This is a genomic window from Psychrobacillus sp. NPDC093200 (assembly GCF_050280345.1).
Classification (GTDB): Bacteria; Bacillota; Bacilli; order Bacillales_A; family Planococcaceae; genus Psychrobacillus; species Psychrobacillus faecigallinarum.
Window position 1 is genome coordinate 1 of record NZ_JBNNVC010000009.1, and the last position, 15,207, is coordinate 15,207.

General features: G+C 39.6%; 15 protein-coding genes and 1 rRNA gene. All 16 read right to left on the reverse strand.

Annotated features, from left to right (window positions below; translation table 11 throughout):
* Positions 1-562: ribosomal RNA gene (locus ACQKNZ_RS19485) — 16S ribosomal RNA — on the reverse strand; the annotation flags it as partial.
* A gap of 372 nt (positions 563-934) precedes the next feature.
* Positions 935-2,425: a lysine--tRNA ligase gene (gene lysS, locus ACQKNZ_RS19490; protein WP_427661367.1), complete on the reverse strand. Its 1,491-nt coding sequence runs from the start codon at positions 2,423-2,425 to the stop codon at positions 935-937.
* Between the two features lie 169 nt (positions 2,426-2,594).
* A complete protein-coding gene (gene dusB / locus ACQKNZ_RS19495) occupies positions 2,595-3,620 on the reverse strand; it encodes a tRNA dihydrouridine synthase DusB (RefSeq protein ID WP_151111818.1) in 1,026 nt (341 codons plus the stop codon).
* Entirely contained in the window at positions 3,620-3,841 is a 222-nt protein-coding gene (locus ACQKNZ_RS19500) for a helix-turn-helix domain-containing protein (protein ID WP_144541472.1), read from the reverse strand. Before ACQKNZ_RS19500 ends, dusB begins: the two co-directional genes overlap by 1 nt.
* Complete coding sequence (gene folK, locus ACQKNZ_RS19505; RefSeq protein ID WP_427661370.1) at positions 3,793-4,311, reverse strand: 2-amino-4-hydroxy-6-hydroxymethyldihydropteridine diphosphokinase; 519 nt, start codon at positions 4,309-4,311, stop codon at positions 3,793-3,795. Before folK ends, ACQKNZ_RS19500 begins: the two co-directional genes overlap by 49 nt.
* On the reverse strand, positions 4,308-4,673 hold the full coding sequence (gene folB, locus ACQKNZ_RS19510; protein ID WP_144541476.1) for a dihydroneopterin aldolase: 366 nt from the start codon (positions 4,671-4,673) through the stop codon (positions 4,308-4,310). Before folB ends, folK begins: the two co-directional genes overlap by 4 nt.
* Positions 4,674-4,676: 3 nt before the next feature.
* Positions 4,677-5,534 carry a dihydropteroate synthase gene (folP, locus tag ACQKNZ_RS19515; protein WP_427661372.1) on the reverse strand — a complete coding sequence of 286 codons (858 nt, stop codon included), beginning with the start codon at positions 5,532-5,534 and terminating at the stop codon, positions 4,677-4,679.
* Position 5,535: 1 nt separating this feature from the next.
* The gene (pabC, locus tag ACQKNZ_RS19520) at positions 5,536-6,375 is read right to left on the reverse strand and encodes an aminodeoxychorismate lyase (RefSeq protein ID WP_427661374.1); all 840 of its coding nucleotides are present in this window, start codon (positions 6,373-6,375) and stop codon (positions 5,536-5,538) included.
* A complete protein-coding gene (gene pabA / locus ACQKNZ_RS19525; RefSeq protein WP_144541483.1) occupies positions 6,376-6,963 on the reverse strand; it encodes an aminodeoxychorismate/anthranilate synthase component II in 588 nt (195 codons plus the stop codon).
* On the reverse strand, positions 6,960-8,339 hold the full coding sequence (locus tag ACQKNZ_RS19530) for an anthranilate synthase component I family protein (protein WP_427661415.1): 1,380 nt from the start codon (positions 8,337-8,339) through the stop codon (positions 6,960-6,962). Before ACQKNZ_RS19530 ends, pabA begins: the two co-directional genes overlap by 4 nt.
* Before the next feature lie 172 nt (positions 8,340-8,511).
* Positions 8,512-9,435, reverse strand: coding sequence for a cysteine synthase A (cysK, locus tag ACQKNZ_RS19535; protein WP_144541485.1), 924 nt, complete (start codon positions 9,433-9,435; stop codon positions 8,512-8,514).
* Positions 9,436-9,745: 310 nt separating this feature from the next.
* Positions 9,746-10,675: a peptidyl-prolyl cis-trans isomerase gene (locus ACQKNZ_RS19540; protein WP_427661377.1), complete on the reverse strand. Its 930-nt coding sequence runs from the start codon at positions 10,673-10,675 to the stop codon at positions 9,746-9,748.
* Positions 10,659-11,540 carry an Hsp33 family molecular chaperone HslO gene (gene hslO, locus ACQKNZ_RS19545; RefSeq protein WP_151111834.1) on the reverse strand — a complete coding sequence of 294 codons (882 nt, stop codon included), beginning with the start codon at positions 11,538-11,540 and terminating at the stop codon, positions 10,659-10,661. The genes ACQKNZ_RS19540 and hslO overlap by 17 nt, the downstream gene beginning before the upstream one ends.
* Complete coding sequence (locus tag ACQKNZ_RS19550) at positions 11,541-12,323, reverse strand: type III pantothenate kinase (RefSeq protein ID WP_144541491.1); 783 nt, start codon at positions 12,321-12,323, stop codon at positions 11,541-11,543. It abuts the gene before it with no gap.
* A gap of 113 nt (positions 12,324-12,436) precedes the next feature.
* A complete protein-coding gene (ftsH, locus tag ACQKNZ_RS19555) occupies positions 12,437-14,470 on the reverse strand; it encodes an ATP-dependent zinc metalloprotease FtsH (RefSeq protein ID WP_144541493.1) in 2,034 nt (677 codons plus the stop codon).
* A 185-nt stretch (positions 14,471-14,655) separates the two neighbouring features.
* Positions 14,656-15,198, reverse strand: coding sequence for a hypoxanthine phosphoribosyltransferase (gene hpt, locus ACQKNZ_RS19560; protein ID WP_144541496.1), 543 nt, complete (start codon positions 15,196-15,198; stop codon positions 14,656-14,658).
* Between the last annotated feature and the right edge of the window lie 9 nt (positions 15,199-15,207).

Sequence of the window (15,207 nt, forward strand, 5' to 3'; positions counted from 1 at the left end):
ACAACGCTTGCCACCTACGTATTACCGCGGCTGCTGGCACGTAGTTAGCCGTGGCTTTCTAATGAGGTACCGTCAAGGTACGAGCAGTTACTCTCGTACTTGTTCTTCCCTCACAACAGAGTTTTACGATCCGAAAACCTTCTTCACTCACGCGGCGTTGCTCCATCAGACTTTCGTCCATTGTGGAAGATTCCCTACTGCTGCCTCCCGTAGGAGTCTGGGCCGTGTCTCAGTCCCAGTGTGGCCGATCACCCTCTCAGGTCGGCTACGCATCGTCGCCTTGGTGAGCCGTTACCTCACCAACTAGCTAATGCGCCGCGGGCCCATCCTGTAGTGACAGCCGAAACCGTCTTTTAACATCTCCTCATGTGAGGAAATGGATTATTCGGTATTAGCCCCGGTTTCCCGGAGTTATCCCAATCTACAGGGCAGGTTGCCCACGTGTTACTCACCCGTCCGCCGCTAAATCAGAAGAAGCAAGCTTCTTCATCATTCGCTCGACTTGCATGTATTAGGCACGCCGCCAGCGTTCGTCCTGAGCCAGGATCAAACTCTCCATAATAGAGAACTTAAAAAGCTCATTTTGTTTTGCTGGCATCATCATTAAATGATGTCATTTCTTTTGCTTGAAGAACTAGTCTATCAAGCTATATTTCTTAACGTTTTGCATGTTCAGTTTTCAATGTTCATTGCGCCGTTTCGTTTTGGCGACTTTAATATCATACCAAATCTACTTTTCAATGTCAACAACTTTTTTGAAATTGTTTTTCGTGAAATTCGAAGTAAAAATGAGAACTTGATTACTATACCACCATGTGTGCACCTTTTACAAGGGTTTTATACAAAAAAATAAATAAAACTTTCGGCGCACTATATATAGTGATGTAAATTAAAAGAGATACTACCAATGGTAGTATCTCTTTCCTTGTTCCTTTTAATCTCTATGACGCATTGTAGGGAATAATAGGACATCGCGAATAGATGGAGAATTTGTTAATAACATTACCAAACGATCTATCCCGATTCCTAGTCCTCCTGTAGGTGGCATTCCATATTCTAAAGCTTCTAAGAAATCCTCATCCATTTCATGTGCTTCATCATTTCCAGCAGCTTTTTCTTCTAATTGTGCTTCAAAGCGTTGACGTTGATCGATAGGATCGTTCAACTCCGTGAACGCATTAGCATGCTCACGACGAACTATAAACAACTCAAAACGATCAGTAAAGCGTCCATCTTCTGGATTTTTCTTCGCAAGCGGAGAAACCTCTACTGGATGACCATAGATAAATGTTGGTTGAACTAAAGTCTCTTCTACTTTTTGCTCAAAGAATTCATTTAACACATGTCCTACTTCCATAGAAGGTTTCACATCTACACCATGTTCTTTAGCCAATGCATGAGCATCCTCTTTCGTCATCTCTTTCCAGAAATCAACTCCAGTTGTCTCTTTAACCGCATCAGCCATATGCCAACGTCTCCAGCCAGGCGCTAAGTTAATCTCATCGTCTCCATATTTAACGGTAGAAGAACCTAGAACTTCCTGCGCTACATGCGCTACCATGTTCTCTGTCAGGTTCATAATATCTTTATAATCAGCATACGCCTCATATAACTCAATCATTGTAAACTCTGGGTTATGTCGAGTAGATACACCTTCGTTACGGAACACACGACCTATTTCATATACCTTTTCCAGTCCACCTACAATTAGGCGTTTTAAATGTAATTCGATTGCAATACGTAAGTAAAGCTCCATATCTAACGCATTATGATGCGTAATAAACGGACGAGCTGCTGCCCCTCCTGCTACAGTATGTAACAATGGCGTTTCTACTTCTAAGTAGCCCTGGCTATCTAAGTAACGACGCATCGATTGAATGATTCGACTTCTAGTGATAAATGTATTTTTGCTTTCCTCGCTAGTCATTAAATCTAAATAGCGTTGGCGATAGCGTTGTTCCACATCTTTTAAGCCATGAAATTTTTCCGGCATTGGACGTAATGACTTTGTTAAGAAGGTAAATTCTGTTGCTTTTACTGACAATTCACCTACCTGAGTTCTAAATACATTTCCGCGAACTCCTACAATGTCTCCTAAGTCAGCTGTTGTAAATAGTTCATAGGCATCTTCACCGATTGCATCTTTTCGTACATATATCTGAATTTGCCCACCCAAGTCTTGGATATGCGCAAAGCCAGCTTTCCCTTTTCCACGCTTGGTCATAATTCGACCTGCAACCACTACTTCGTGAGATGTTTCTTCTAACTGTTCTTTTGTGAACTCATCAAATTCAGCAATAACTTGATTGCTTAAATGAGTTCTTTCATATTTACCACCAAAAGGATCTAATCCTTTTTCTTGTATAGTAGTCATCTTCTGGCGTCTCACCAAAAGTTGATCATTTAATTCTTCCATGTTAGACATTTCCTTCACTCCTTTTGCAATCTATTATTCGCAAGTATCATTTACGTTGCATTTATTGTACACAATTTCAGGGTTCTCTTCATCTTTTATTTCACAATCGAAGATTTTTCATTTTTCTGACGTATGATAAAAACGGAAAGAGCCGCCACTTGTCGTGACAGCCCACTAATTAAGCAAGAATTGTACTAGCCTCATTATATTCCTTTGAGGATTCTTCTGCAAAGAATCGTAAGTAGTCCTTAAGCTCTTGCGCAGTTTCTGTTTGGTTTATCATATTTCTTGCTGTACCATTCCCTCGAATGCCTTTAAGGTACCAAGATGCATGCTTACGCATTTCACGAACGGCAATGCCTTCTCCCTTTAAAGCTGTTAAACGATCAAAATGTAATAAACATACATCTATTTTCTCTTGGACTGTCGGCTCTGGTTTCAATTCTCCTGTTTCTAGGTATTCCACTGTACGATAAATCATCCATGGATCCCCTAAAGCAGCGCGTCCAATCATTACTGCGTCGACACCTGTTTCCTCTAACATACGCTTCGCATCTTGCGGTGTATTTACATCACCGTTACCGATGACAGGTATATTTACTGCTTCCTTTACTTGGCGGATTAAATCCCAATTTGCATGACCTTCATACATTTGCACACGAGTACGTCCATGAACGGCAACCGCTGCTCCACCAGCTCGTTCCACAGCTTGAGCATTTTCAACCATGTATAAATGCTCTTCATCCCAGCCAGTGCGCATTTTAACACTTACCGGTTTTTTTACGTTATCTACAACTGCAGAAACCATTTCATATATCTTGTTAGGGTCTAGAAGCCATCTTGCACCAGCTTCACATTTTATAATCTTGTTAACTGGGCACCCCATGTTAATATCTATAATGTCTGCAGAAGTATGTTCATCTACATACTTAGCAGCTGCTACAAGCGTTTCCTTCTCACCACCAAAAATCTGAAGTGATAGTGGATTTTCTCGCTCATCAATATAAAGCATGCTCAAAGTCTTTTCGTTCTTAAACACGATCCCTTTATCACTGATCATTTCAGCGTAGACTAGTCCTGCTCCAAATTCTTTTACTGTTAGGCGGAATGCTGAATTACAGATACCAGCCATAGGAGCTAAAACTACTCGGTTATCCATTACGTGCTTACCAATTTGAAATGGTTTAGTTGATGCGTTAGTCATTATTCTTCACCTTCTTCTGCTACTCCTTTTAGTTCTTCTAGCTTTATATCAAGTATAGCAGCTATTTTTTCCAACTGTTTTTCGGTTGGAACACGCTTACCTTGTTCTATTTTGCCAAGTATAGACACAGACATATCCATTTCTTTTGCAAGTTCTACTTGCTTAATCATCTTTAACCTTCGAAATGCACGAATGCGTCGACCCCATCGAACGATTTCCATAAATGGACGCCCTCTTTCTGATCATGCACTATATTCGAAAAAGCTTGTTTTGTACTTGGATGGACTAATTCAGAGTTTATTTCCACAAGCGGAACAAGCACGAACCCTCTTTCTGTCATCCTAGGATGAGGAATGATTAGGTCTTCCGTTTTCATATTTTCTTCATTATACAACAAAATGTCAAGGTCTACAGTTCTCGGACCCCAGCGAACTAATCTCTTTCTTCCGAGCAAGTCCTCTATTTCGTTGCATTTTTTTAATAATTCATGAGGAGAATATAAAGTTTCAAGCTCTACGACTATATTTAAAAAAGCGGCTTGGTCCACGTATCCCACTGGATCTGTCTCATAGACCGATGACATCCTTTTTACCTCTATCTGTTTTGTCTCTTTCAATAAACCGACTGCCTCTTGTAAAAACTCTAAACGATTTCCAATATTAGAACCTAGAGAAATATATGCTAAATTCATATTGTACCTCTCGTTATATCGACAGCAACCGAAGTGTAGTGCCCAATAATCGGAGGATTTGGTTTCACTAAATGTATTCGACATCCACTTACCTTTTCTTTATACTCCTCCAGTATTCGAGAAGCAATTTTCTCAGCCACAGCTTCTATTAACAAATAAGGTCTTCCCTCCACTATTTGCTTACAAAGCTCAAATACCTCAGCATAGTTAACCGTTTCGTTTAAATTATCTGTTTCTCCAGCTTTTTTTAAGTCGCAAGCAAGCGTCACTGTTACTTTAAAAATTTGACCAAGCTTTGTTTCCTCTGGGAGCGCTCCATGAAAGCCGTAAAATTCTAAATCGTTTAAATGAATATAATCCATTCGTTAACCCTCCACTTTCATATCGGTGCCTTTGCCCATTAAAGCATCCATCATTTTTGTCATTCTTGCAATCTCCATGACATCATGCACTCTTACTATATGACAGCCAAGCTGGACACCATAGCAAACAGTGGCTCCTGTGCCCTCCATTCGCTCGTCCACAGGTAAATTTAACACATTGCCAATCATGCGCTTACGGGACGTAGCAAGCAATACTGGGTAGCCCATATCCACTAGGTCAGCTAAATGCTGCATCATTAAAATATTTTGTTCGTGAGACTTCGCAAATCCAATACCGGGGTCTAACCAAATATTTTCATAAGGAATACCTGCTGACCTTGCAATTTGAATGCTTTCTTCTAAATCCTGCTTCGCTTCTGTCCAAAAATCTACATAGTCTTCATTATCTCGATTGTGCATTAGAATAATAGGGACATTCAATTCTGCTGCCACCTCGGCAATCTTGGTATCTCTTTTGGCTCCCCAAATATCATTAATAATGTGAGCACCAGCTTCTATAGCTGCTCTTGCAACAGTAGATTTATATGTATCAATAGAAATAATAGCATTTACCTGCTGACTGATAGCCTTAATGACAGGCACCACACGTGCAATTTCTTCTTCGTCAGAGATGAGTGTGTATCCCGGTCTTGTAGATTCTCCTCCTACATCTATTATCTTTGCTCCTTCTGCCACCATTTGTTTTGCTCTAGCAACAGCTTGTTCTATCTCATTAAACTTTCCTCCATCTGAAAAAGAATCTGGCGTCACGTTTAGAATACCCATTATGATTGTTTCATTTCGAAAATCTAGTGTGACTCCTCCCATTTCAAATGGATGCGAGTTGTATTGTAAATTCATGCTATGTCCTCCTTTCTCCCTCTATACATTCTACGTATTGTTTATGAAGCACTTTATAAACAGAGCCCTGGTTACCCAAAAACTGTTTCTCACCAATACTTTTAATCGGAACTATTTCCTGAACTGCGTTTGTTATAAATACCTCATCCGCCAATTCTAGTTGAGACTTTGTATAAAGACCTTCCGCTATATCCATTGTACAGTTTTTTAAAATCCATTTCCTAGTCGTGCCATTTAAAATACCAGTCTCTACTGAGGGAGTATATACTTTACCGTCCTTCACCCAAAAGACATTAGAAGTAATGCCTTCTGCAACAAAACCTTCTGCATTTACAAAAATTCCTTCCTGCGTGGCCAAAGAATCTATTTCAAATCTAGCTTGAACATTGTTTGCAAAGTGATGGGATTTATGACGTATGGAGCTTTCTGGAGAATTTCTGACAGTCTTTAACCAAATTGCTGACTTCTCTTTTCCTCGTACGGTAGAAGGAAGAGGCTTTCGAAATATAATAACAGTTGGTTGAGGATAATCGCTTGGCTGAAGACCAATGTCATGAATGCCTGCAGAGACATTTAATCGAAAATATCCATCTTCCCCGTTATTCGCTGCTGTTAATAAATTCACAGCCTTCAGAATAGACTGCTCCTCATATGGTATTGCAATTCGAAAGTCTGACAGCGCCTTCGAGAGTCTTGACCAATGCTCGTCCCACAAAAAAACTTCGCCATTGTAAGTTCGAAACGTTTCGAAAAAGCCTAGACCATACAAAAAGCCATGATCATAGGCTGATACTGTCAGTTCATTTGCTTTAAATAGCTGTCCATCCTTCCATGCCTCCATTTAAAGCATCTCCTTAGCGTAACAGTGATCTTTCACAAAATTTTGGATTAGCTTTTTCCCTTCCTCCGTCATAATAGATTCGGGATGGAATTGTACACCTTCTACCGCAAACTCTTTGTGACGCAGCCCCATTATTTCTCCCTCTTCCGTCCACGATGTAACTTCGAGACAGTCTGGAAGGGATTTTCTTTCCACTATTAAAGAATGATAGCGAGTAGCATAGAACGGGTTAGGCATATCCTTATTTACACCCTTATCATCATGAAAGACTAGAGACGTTTTCCCGTGCATCAATCGTTCTGCGCGAATTACTTTACCGCCAAAAGCTTGACCAATTGATTGATGCCCTAAACAAACCCCTAGTATAGGAATTTTTCCTGCGAAATAGGTTATTACATCTAAGCTAATGCCTGCCTCATTCGGAGTGCAGGGACCGGGAGACACAACGATGATTTGAGGTGACAATCGTTCAATCTCTTCTATAGAAAGCTCATCATTACGGACGACCCTTACCTCTACACCCTGCTCTCCGATGTATTGCACAAGGTTGTAGGTAAAAGAATCGTAGTTATCAATCATTAATATCATTTGCTTCCCCCTTCTGCCATTGCCTTCGCCTGCCATAATGCCTTAGCTTTGTTAATCGACTCCTTATATTCTGCGCTAGGCTTCGAATCAATCACAATACCTGCTCCAGCTTGGATATGTGCCATTCTATCTTGAATAAACGCCGTCCGGATAACAATATTAAGCTCTATATCCCCTGAATAACCAAGCCATCCTATAGAACCTGTATACAAACCTCTTCGCACAGGCTCTAATTCTTCTATTATTTCCATCGTTCTTATTTTAGGAGCGCCAGTAATAGTACCACCTGGGAACATTGCCCGTACTATATCTGCGTTTGTGACACCAGGACGTAACTCTCCTTTTACATTGGAGACGATATGCATGACATGAGAATATCGCTCAATCGCCATGAACTCATTCACTTCAACGGTGCCATAGGCAGAAACACGTCCTAAATCGTTCCGTTCCAAATCAACAAGCATTACATGCTCAGCACGCTCTTTTTCATTCTCAATCAGCTCATTAGCCAACAATATATCCTCTGCTTCGTCTTTTCCTCTAGGTCTTGTACCAGCAATAGGACGTGTAGAAAGTTCCATTCCCTTTTTCTTCACTAACAGTTCTGGAGATCCCGATACAACAGCAAAGTCCGGAGAATGTATATATGCCATATAAGGAGAAGGATTGAAAGTACGTAATGCCTCATACATCTCGACGGGTGATGCCTTTAACTCTTTTGATTGGCGAACTGATAAATTAACTTGAAATACATCTCCTTGAGCAATATAATCTTGAATTTTTAGAGTAGCGGCTTTAAATTCCTCTGCACTAACAGATACATGTAGCTGAGCTGAATCCTCATGAAATTCCGTGGCAGCTCCCGGTAGAAATATTCTGGACGATATGCCTTGGTCAGCTGCCTGTCTGTATTGTTCCTCCATTTTAACTAAGTCCTCTTTACTGTTGGAGAGCTTCATCAGTGTTACCACTTCTGTCTCCACATCTAAAACAGCCCAGCAGTCTAGCAGGTAAAAATAGATATCCGGTATTTGCAAATCGTCTTTTGAGAGATTTGGTAGGGATTCTATCTTTCTAGCATAATCATAGCTAATAAAACCAGCAGCCCCTCCTTGAAAATCGGGAAGCTTTTCATCGTAAAGGATTTTATATTCAGCAATGAGTCGCTCTAGCTCCTCTAAAGGTTCACCTTCTCTAAATTCTTTTTCTCCTTCTCTCCAAACAATGTGGATTCCCTTCTCATCAGACTTAACAGTAGCTAAAGGATTCCATGCTGCAACAGAAAGATGCCCACCTCTCCCGCTCTCTAAGAACAAATGATGTGTTTCATTTTTGGTAAGTTCTTTATATCCATAAAAAAATGCCTCTTTAGACATTTGAAAAGAATGTGTATCAAGGTGTAATTCCACTATTTTTTATCCCCCTAAAAAAACAATCTGACTTCATCTTAACGCGAAACTGTTGCTCTTTGCCACAAAAAAGAGAGGAAGTAAATAAACTTCCTCTCATGAAATCAACTATTATGAAATTAACTTCCCAAGCACTTAATTAGTCTTCGAATTGATAAAGAGGTGTGCTTAAGTAACGCTCACCGTTATCAGGGATAACAGCAAGAACTTTTTTACCTTTGCCAAGCTGTTTTGCCAGCTGAAGCGCTCCATATATAGCAGCTCCTGCAGATACTCCGCCTAAAATTCCTTCGTTTTTAGCTACTTCACGAGAAGTTGCATAAGCGTCCTCGTTAGAAACTTGGATAATGGAATTGTATAACTCTGTATCTAACACTTCTGGTACAAATCCTGCTCCAATTCCTTGGATTTTATGGGGTCCTGGTTTACCACCAGAAAGAACACTAGAATCTTTTGGTTCAACAGCGGCAATATGAATGTTTGGGAATTTTTCCTTCAACACGCCACCAGCACCTGTGATTGTACCACCAGTACCTATTCCTGCAACAAATCCATCTAATTGGTCAAACGCTTCAACAATTTCAGGACCAGTTGTTAAACGATGTACCTCTGGGTTAGCTGGGTTATTAAATTGTTGGGGCATGAACCAGCCATTTTTGTCCGCTAATTCTTGCGATTTCGCAATTGCTCCCTTCATACCGTCTGCTCCAGGAGTTAAAACTAATTCCGCACCGTAAGCACGAAGTAGGTTTCTACGCTCTAAGCTCATTGTATCAGGCATTACTAATACCGCTTTATACCCTTTAGCTGAGGCAATCATCGCAAGTCCAATCCCTGTGTTTCCGCTAGTCGGTTCGATAATAGTACTGTCAGCAGTTAATTTACCCGATTTTTCAGCATTTTCAATCATTGCTAGAGCAATACGGTCTTTTACGCTGCTACCTGGGTTGAAGTATTCTAATTTTACGTAAACTTCAGCATCTTCTGGGTTAGTCACTCTGTTTAGTTTGACAATCGGTGTTTTACCTATTAAATCCGCTACACTATTCGCTAACTTTGCCATTCTACGATTCACTCCTAATCCCTACTTGATTGATAGGTTTTATTTCCTATATCATATCAATCTTAGAGAACTACTGTCAATTAATACAGTTCGCCAAATAAAGTAAATTTTTTCGAGGTAAGATCCACTACATTATTGGAGCCTCTCTTAATTTTATGCGACTTCAAACAAAAATAGTCTACCTATAATTCTCTCTATCAATACAAAACTACTAATTTTCTTTACGATAAATAAAAAGACAAAGAAAACCAAGAATTGAGATTCTCGCTTTTCTTTGTCCATCGCCTATTGCATTAAAAAATATTTTTGTTTATTGTTCACCGTATATCCACTCTGCTTTATATTCCTGCCAGAATGATTCTTGAGTTACGGATTGGGGTATTTGGCTCAGCGCAAGCTCTCGCTTTATATGACCTTCTACTTCATCATAAGAGAAGGCTTGCCCTTCAAATATATTCTGTACAAGTGCTATCGCGTACCTACCATCCTTAAGCGCAATTACCCCACTCGTTTTTCCTTCTTTAACCTTTGTTAAAGCTTCAACTATAGCCTCATCTATCGAATCAGTGCCTTTTGAAATGTAGCCGACATCTCCCCCTAAGCTCGCGGAGCTAGGATCTATGGAGCGCTCTCTTGCTAATCCATCAAAGGAAGAGCCATCCTTTAATTCTGTTAAAACAGCATTACCTTCCTCTTCTGTAGCAATATAAATTAAACTAGTACGATAGGAAGTTGGGATATTGTAGAGATTTTTGTTATTTTCATAGAAATCTTTCATCTCTTTCGCCTCAACGTTAATATCTTTTGCCAATACCTTTTCTAAAATTAGACGAGCGCGAATTTTTTTCCTTAATACCTCTTCGTCATATGCTTGAAGGGAAGTGTCTGTGCCTTCCCTTGTAGAACGTATTAATGCCAGTTCTAAATTTATTTCATCATCTGTTACCTTAATATCATTTTTCTTAGCTGCAGCTTCCATTACCTCTGCATTAACCATGTCCAAGAGTACTTCTTTCCCGTACACCATTTCCATTGAAGCCATCCATTGCTCTTTCGTAATAACCTTTCCATCAACTGACGCGACTTCTTCAGATGCTTTTGCTTGTCGATCATTTGGTATTAACCAAGCTATAAACCAAAGTAGGTTGCCAAGTAAAAGTATACCAAGTACTACAAGTACCGGTTTAGTTTTTAAATGTCGTTTAGGTTGAGATGGAATATTATTATGAATTGATTTCATCGATAAAGGACTCCAGTTCATTTACTGAGTAATTATATTTTTCCATACAGAAGTGACAATGAGCCTCTGCTCCTCCGTCCTCTTCTATCATGTCCCGGATTTCACTTTCTCCTAAGCTAATAATAGCACTGCCAAATCGATCTTTAGAGCAATTACATTCAAACGCCACAGGCATATTATTTAATATTTGTACATTGTCCTCCCCTAAAATTTCAAACAATAGTTGCTCGGGAGTTAATCCTCTTTCGATTAACTTGGACACTGGTTCCATTTTATTTAAATGTTCTTCAATAATTGTAATTGTTTCATCATCTGTTCCTGGTAATAACTGAATGATAAATCCTCCAGCCGCCAAAATAGAGTTATCTGGATTTACTAAAACCCCTAACCCTACAGAGGAAGGAACCTGTTCAGATACTGCATAATAGTACGTGAAGTCCTCTGCTACTTCGCCAGAAACAATTGGTACTTGTCCTGTAAAGAAATCACGCATACCTAAATCCTTCACAACAGTCAAAGTACCTTCTGTTCCTACTGCACGACGAACATCCAGCTTACCAACGGCATTCAAGTCAAAATGTACTTGAGGATTGGTTACATATCCACGAACCTCACCTTTTGCATTGCTATCAATGATCATTGGACCAATAGGACCGTCGCCTTCCACTTTAACTGTTAACTTGTCCTCACCTTTTAACATTGCCCCCATCATAACGGCTGCTGTCATTGATCTACCAAGTGCTGCAGAGGCAGTTGGCCACGTTTGATGACGTCGTTGCGCCTCTCCTACTGTATCTGTTGTGCGAACTGCAAATGCACGTACACTGCCTTCAAAAGCCAAAGCTCTTACTAAATAATCATTCATTTATTTTATACCTCTTTCTTCTAAATTTCGTTGATAAATTAAATATAACCCTTTCAATGTCAAGAAGGGATCAATGATATCCATGACAGTCGACTCATTTCCTATTAAAGAAGCTAGCCCTCCTGTGGAGATAACTTTTGGTGCCTTTTTAGAAACTTTTTTCATCCTATTTACGATGCCCTCAACCTGCCCAACATATCCAAAAACAATCCCTGACTGCATGGCAGAAACTGTGTTTTTTCCTATAACATGCTCGGGAGTAGTAAGTTCAATCCTAGGAAGTTTACTAGCCTTTTCAAACAATGCTTCTGTGGAGATTCCGATGCCGGGAGCTATTGCTCCTCCCATATACTCTCCTTTTTCGTTGACATAACAGTATGTTGTTGCTGTTCCAAAATCAACAATTATTAAAGGAGCACCATATTCATGAATTGCCGCTACTGCATTGACAATACGATCTGCACCGACCTCACGTGGGTTTTCATATTTTATATTTAATCCCGTCTTTATACCGGGACCTACTACTAAGGGTTTTATACCGAAATATTTTTTACACATTGCCTCTAATGAAAACATGATTGGTGGAACCACCGAGGAAATAATAATACCTTCTATTTGTTCAAAGGATATATTCACATGGGAAAAAAGTGCTTTGACCTGCATCCCGAATTCGTCCTCTGTTTTACGACGGTCTGTTTCCATTCTCCAGTGATGGATTAGCTGATCATCTTGATAAACTCCTAAAACTATGTTCGTATTTCCTGTATCAAGCACAAGTATCATGAAGCTTTTCCTCACTTTACGTAGATTTCCAAAACATCATACCATATTTCCCACGGAATAAAAAAGCTGAGTGACTCGTCTAATGACGAAAATCACTCAGCTTTTATATATTATTATTTATCTGTAGGTCGTTTTTCTTGAATTGGACCTGATGTATCATCTGGACGTTCCTCTTGAATAGGACCTGCCTCGCTAGTTTCTCCATCCTCTTTTGGTAAGTCACCAATAGTAGGGTCAGAAACTGCACCTGTAGCATCAGATTTCTCATCTTTACTTAAATCAACAGCTTGGTTATCTTGGTCGTATTCACGAACCGGAAGAGTTCCATGCTCTTGTAAATGTAAGATTTGAGCAGCATCTAACGTTTCAACCTCTAATAACGTATTTGCGATTAAATCTAACAAATCGCGTTTCTCTGTTAAAATCTGTTTAGTTCGTTCGTATTGCTCTTTAATCATCGTTTGCATTTCATGGTCGATTTCATAAGCAATCTTATCCGAATAGTTTTGCTCTGAGTTAAAGTCGCGGCCCAAGAATACATTTCCTCCTTGAGTTTGACCAAATTGCATTGGTCCTAACTTGTCACTCATACCATATTCAGTGACCATTTTTCTCACTATACCTGTCGCACGCTGGAAGTCATTGTGAGCACCTGTAGATACCTCTCCAAAGACGATATCCTCAGCAACACGTCCACCAAGTAATCCTGAAACTTTATCCAGAAGTTCTGGTTTAGTCATGAAGTAACGGTCTTCTTTTGGAAGCATTACTGCATATCCTCCAGCTTGCCCACGAGGGACAATGGTTACCTTATGAACGATCTCTGCGTCATCTAGAGTTAACCCAACAACTACGTGTCCAGCCTCATGGAAGGCAACAATTTTACGTTCTTTTGGCGATATAACCTTACCTGATTTAGCTGGTCCAGCGATAACGCGATCCGTTGCTTCATCAATATCAGACATATCGATTTTTTTCTTATTTCTTCTAGCAGCAACAAGTGCAGCCTCGTTCAATAAGTTTTCTAAATCTGCTCCTGAGAATCCTGGTGTGCGTTGAGCAATCGCTTTCAAGTCCACTGTGTCATCTAAAGGCTTGTTACGTGCATGTACTTGAAGTACTGCTTCACGGCCCTTCACATCCGGGCGACCTACAGTAATCTGACGGTCAAAGCGTCCAGGACGAAGAAGTGCTGGGTCTAAAATATCTGGTCTGTTTGTAGCCGCAATGATAATAATACCTTCATTTGCTCCAAAACCATCCATCTCAACTAGCAATTGGTTTAGTGTTTGCTCACGCTCATCGTGACCTCCACCAAGACCTGCTCCACGTTGACGACCAACTGCATCAATTTCATCGATGAAAATGATACATGGCGCATTTTTCTTCGCATTCTCAAACAAATCACGTACTCGTGATGCCCCGACACCGACGAACATTTCAACAAAATCAGAACCACTGATTGAGAAGAAAGGTACTCCAGCTTCGCCAGCTACAGCACGAGCAAGTAATGTTTTACCAGTACCTGGGGGACCTACCAAAAGAATCCCTTTCGGTATACGTGCTCCAATTTCCACGAATTTGCGTGGATCTTTTAAGAAATCTACAACTTCTACTAGTTCTGCTTTTTCTTCATCTGCACCTGCAACATCTGGGAATTTAACTTTTTTCTTGTCGTTATCATACAGTTTTGCCTTACTCTTACCGAAGTTCATCACACGGTTACCACCGCCCTGAGATTGGCTCAATAAGAAGAAGAATAAAATGATGATAATCAAGAAAGGTAGTAAGCCAGTGAAGAATTGTACCCAGCCACTTGTTTTAGAAGTTTCAATTACATCAATTTTCACTGAATTTGCTGTTGCTAGTGAATCTATTCTATCTAGCAATTTTTCACTATTATAAGGAAGTTTAGTTAAAAACTTTTCTCCTTCCTCATATCCTTTCATGGAACCTTCTACAAAGTAAACACCTTGTTCTGGTTGCATTGAAAAGTTGGTAACATCACCTTTTGAAAGTGAAGTCATAAATTCATCATAGCGAATATTTTTAGTAGGGGTATTATTTGTGTTAAACGTAGCAAAAATACCTACAATCACAAAAAATATCAATAAATACAATATGGCGTAGCGCAATGCTCGATTCATTCCTAGCCTCCTCACAAGGTAAACAGAAAAACTAATGATTATCTTAACATACGTTTTTTTTGGCGTACAATGAAAAGCCTTCTTAAAAAGGAACTTAAATTTAAGGCTATGTCCTCTATTGCTGTTTTTCTTTCAAAATTCTAATTTTGCTAGAAATGAGCAATTAGACGTTTACAAAACCTAGCTTAAAAAGAATAAACTTCTTTTTTTAGCACACCAACATATGGTAAGTTTCGGTATTTTTCTGCATAATCTAATCCGTAACCAACAACAAATGCATCTGGGACATTAAAACCAACATAATCTGCTTCTAAATCTACTTTTCTACCCGTAGGCTTATCCAACAGTGTGACAATTTTAATTGATTTTGCTTTGCGGTACTTAAATAGGTCCACTAAATAGCTTAACGTCATACCGCTATCAATGATATCCTCAATAATTAGAATATCGCGCCCTTCCACACTTGTATTCAAGTCTTTTACAATTTTTACTTCTCCGGAAGAAACAGTAGCATTTCCATAACTAGAAACATCCATATAGTCCATTTCAATATATGTATCTACACGTTTCATCAAATCAGACATAAATGGCATTGCACCTTTCAAGATTCCTATTGCAAGTGGAAACTTGTCCGCATAGTCAGCAGTCAGTTGTGCCCCAAGCTCAATTGTTTTCTCTTGAATCTGTTCTTCTGTCAATAAAATCTCTAGTATGTCTTTCTCTAGCATTTTTTAGTC

Excerpts from the sequence above, each read along its gene's own strand:
- lysS (WP_427661367.1), bottom strand. The coding sequence starts at position 2,425 with ATGTCTAACATGGAAGAATTAAATGATCAACTTTTGGTGAGACGCCAG.
- dusB (WP_151111818.1), bottom strand. The coding sequence starts at position 3,620 with ATGACTAACGCATCAACTAAACCATTTCAAATTGGTAAGCACGTAATG.
- ACQKNZ_RS19500 (WP_144541472.1), bottom strand. The coding sequence starts at position 3,841 with ATGGAAATCGTTCGATGGGGTCGACGCATTCGTGCATTTCGAAGGTTA.
- folK (WP_427661370.1), bottom strand. The coding sequence starts at position 4,311 with ATGAATTTAGCATATATTTCTCTAGGTTCTAATATTGGAAATCGTTTA.
- folB (WP_144541476.1), bottom strand. The coding sequence starts at position 4,673 with ATGGATTATATTCATTTAAACGATTTAGAATTTTACGGCTTTCATGGA.
- folP (WP_427661372.1), bottom strand. The coding sequence starts at position 5,534 with ATGAATTTACAATACAACTCGCATCCATTTGAAATGGGAGGAGTCACA.
- pabC (WP_427661374.1), bottom strand. The coding sequence starts at position 6,375 with ATGGAGGCATGGAAGGATGGACAGCTATTTAAAGCAAATGAACTGACA.
- pabA (WP_144541483.1), bottom strand. The coding sequence starts at position 6,963 with ATGATATTAATGATTGATAACTACGATTCTTTTACCTACAACCTTGTG.
- ACQKNZ_RS19530 (WP_427661415.1), bottom strand. The coding sequence starts at position 8,339 with ATGTCTAAAGAGGCATTTTTTTATGGATATAAAGAACTTACCAAAAAT.
- cysK (WP_144541485.1), bottom strand. The coding sequence starts at position 9,435 with ATGGCAAAGTTAGCGAATAGTGTAGCGGATTTAATAGGTAAAACACCG.
- ACQKNZ_RS19540 (WP_427661377.1), bottom strand. The coding sequence starts at position 10,675 with ATGAAATCAATTCATAATAATATTCCATCTCAACCTAAACGACATTTA.
- hslO (WP_151111834.1), bottom strand. The coding sequence starts at position 11,540 with ATGAATGATTATTTAGTAAGAGCTTTGGCTTTTGAAGGCAGTGTACGT.
- ACQKNZ_RS19550 (WP_144541491.1), bottom strand. The coding sequence starts at position 12,323 with ATGATACTTGTGCTTGATACAGGAAATACGAACATAGTTTTAGGAGTT.
- ftsH (WP_144541493.1), bottom strand. The coding sequence starts at position 14,470 with ATGAATCGAGCATTGCGCTACGCCATATTGTATTTATTGATATTTTTT.
- hpt (WP_144541496.1), bottom strand. The coding sequence starts at position 15,198 with ATGCTAGAGAAAGACATACTAGAGATTTTATTGACAGAAGAACAGATT.